The sequence below is a fragment of the Saccharopolyspora sp. genome (assembly GCF_017434145.1).
Classification (GTDB): Bacteria; Actinomycetota; Actinomycetes; order Mycobacteriales; family Pseudonocardiaceae; genus Saccharopolyspora_C; species Saccharopolyspora_C galaxeae.
Genome location: NZ_JAFRFW010001037.1, coordinates 1 through 2,622, shown reverse-complemented (window position 1 = coordinate 2,622; position 2,622 = coordinate 1). Strand labels below are relative to the sequence as shown.

The window sequence follows — 2,622 nt, the reverse complement described above, 5'->3', positions numbered from 1 at the left end:
GCTCGGCGATCAGGCCCGCCCTGGTCAGCGCCTGCTCGGCGGCCGACCGGTAGCGGGCCGCGCGGTCCGGCCCGGCCAACGCCGCCGCGGTGATCAGCGCGGACGTCGTCGCGGACGCCCCGGACGGGCTGGCGTTGTCGGTCGGGTCCGAAGGGCGGCGCATCAGCGCTTCCGCGTCCGCGGCGGTGTCGTGGAACAGCCCCGCGTGCTCGTCGTCGGCGAACTGCTCCAGCGCGGTGTCCAGCAGCGCGCACGCGGTTTCGAGCCACCGCCGCCGCCCGGTCGCCTGGTGCAGCGCCAGCAGTCCCTCGGCCAGGCAACCGTGGTCTTCGAGCACCCCTGCCGCGGCGCCCACCACGCCGTCGCGGGAGCTGCGGCGCAACCGGCCGTCGACCAGGTGCAGCTCGGTGAGCAGGTCCGCGGCGCGTTCCGCCGCCTCGATCCACTGCGGTTCCTGCAACACCGCGGCCGCTTCGACCAGCCCGGTCAGCGCCATCCCGTTCCAGGACGTCACGATCTTGTCGTCGATGCCCGGCTGCGGGCGCCTGGACCGCGCGTCCAGCAGCGCCTCGCGGATGCGCTGCCACCGGGGCAGGTCGTCCGGGTCGCGACGCAGCTGCAACGTCGAGGCGCCGTGCTCGAAGGTCCCGGCCGAGGTCACGTGCAGCAGCTCCGCGGCCCACTGCGCGTCCTGCTCGCCGAGCACCTCCTGCAGCTCCTCGGGCGTCCAGACGTAGGTGAGCCCTTCCACGCCTTCGGTGTCGGCATCCAGCGAAGCGGCGAACGCGCCCTCCGCGGTGCGCAGGTCGCGCAGCAGGAACTCGCCGGCCTCGCGCGTGACCCGCTCCGCGAGCGCCGCCGACGACGCGCCCAGCTTGGCCAGGTGCGCGTACGCGCGCAGCAGCAGCGCGTTGTCGTAGAGCATCTTCTCGAAGTGCGGCACGACCCACTCGGCGTCGACGCTGTAGCGCGCGAAGCCCCCGGCGAGCTGGTCGTAGATGCCGCCGCGGGCCATCGCCTCGCAGGTCCCCTCGGTCATCGCCAGCGCGTCCGGCGAGCCGGTGCGCTCGTGGTGGCGCAGCAGGAACTCCAGCACCATCGACGGCGGGAACTTGGGGGCTCCGCCGAAGCCGGCGTTCGCGGCGTCGAACTCCTCGTGCAGCTGGGACACCGCGGAGGCCAGCACCTGCTCGTCCACCGCGGACTCCGGCAGCGGCGGGCGCTGCTCGGCGAGCTGCTCCACCACCCTGGTCGCGGCCGCGCGGACCTCGGCGCCGCGCTCCGACCAGGCTTTGGCCACGGCGTCGAGCAGCTGCGGGAACGACGGCATCCCCTGCAGCGGGCGGGCCGGGTAGTAGGTGCCGCAGTGGAACGGTTCGCCGTCCGGAGTCAGGAAGCAGGTCATCGGCCAGCCGCCCTGGCCGGTCATGGCCTGGGTGGCCTCCATGTAGACGGAGTCGACGTCCGGGCGTTCCTCCCGGTCCACCTTGATGTTCACGAAGTTCTCGTTCATCACCGCGGCGATGTCGGCGTCCTCGAACGATTCGTGCGCCATCACGTGGCACCAGTGGCAGGCGGCGTAGCCGATCGACAGCAGCACCGGCACGTCCCGGCGCCGCGCCTCCTCGAACGCCTCCGGCGTCCACTGCCACCAGTGCACCGGGTTGTCCGCGTGCTGCAACAGGTACGGGCTGGTCGCGTCAGCAAGCCGGTTCGCCATGTCCGCCAGCGTCCCACTCGCGATGATCAGGTGCACCCGTGGCGGGTTCCCGCCCCTGCCGCGGGCGCGGCATCCTTGCTGCGACGGTGGGGCGAGACGACGAGGAGGCCCGATGCCGCAGATCCCGGACACCATGCGCGCTTCCGTGCTGCGCGACATCCAAGACGTCGAGGTGCAGGAACGGCCCGTTCCGGCGCCCGGGCCGCACGAGGTGCTGGTGCGGGTGGAGGCAGTGGGCACCTGCGGCTCGGACACGCACTACTACGAGCAAGGCCGCATCGGGACGTTCGTGGTGCGCGATCCGCTCGTCCTGGGGCACGAGGCAGGCGGAGTCGTGGTCGCCACCGGCGCGGCCGCGCAGCTGCACGCGCCGGGTGATCGGGTGTCCATCGAGCCCGGTCAGCCGTGCTTCGTGTGCGCGCAGTGCCGCGCGGGCCGGTACAACCTGTGCCCGGACATGAAGTTCTTCGCGACACCGCCCATCGATGGAGCGTTCTGCGAGTACGTCACCGTGCACGAGCAGTTCGCGCACCGTGCGCCGGAGTCGCTCTCCGACGACGCGACCGGCTTGATCGAACCGCTCTCGGTGGGCGTGTGGGCGTGCCGGAAAGGCCACGTCGGACCCGGTTCGCGAGTGCTGATCACCGGTTCCGGCCCGATCGGGCTGGTCGCCGCGCAGACCGCCCGCGCGTTCGGCGCGAGCGAGGTCGTGGTCACCGACGTCGCCGCGCACCGCCTGCAACTGGCCGCCGAGCTGGCCGCGACCTCGACGATCAACGTCGCGGAGACGCCGCTGGGCGACGCGGGCTACGAACCGGACGTGCTGCTGGAGTGCTCCGGCGTGCCCGCGGCGGCCTCCGAGGCGATCCGCGCGGTCGGCCGCGCCGGGCGGGTGGTGCTGG

Annotated in this window: 2 protein-coding genes; one reads left to right on the top strand and one right to left on the bottom strand. The window is 73.0% G+C overall.

The genetic code is table 11. The features are described from left to right. Window positions 1–1,720 (bottom strand): thioredoxin domain-containing protein (locus tag IJH84_RS28370; RefSeq protein WP_295151053.1); only part of this gene is annotated, 1,720 nt, incomplete at its 3' end. A gap of 112 nt (window positions 1,721–1,832) precedes the next feature. Between IJH84_RS28370 and IJH84_RS28365 the strand changes: the two genes are divergently transcribed. Continuing rightward, window positions 1,833–2,622: NAD(P)-dependent alcohol dehydrogenase (locus IJH84_RS28365; protein ID WP_295151051.1), on the top strand; the 790-nt coding region annotated here is incomplete at its 3' end.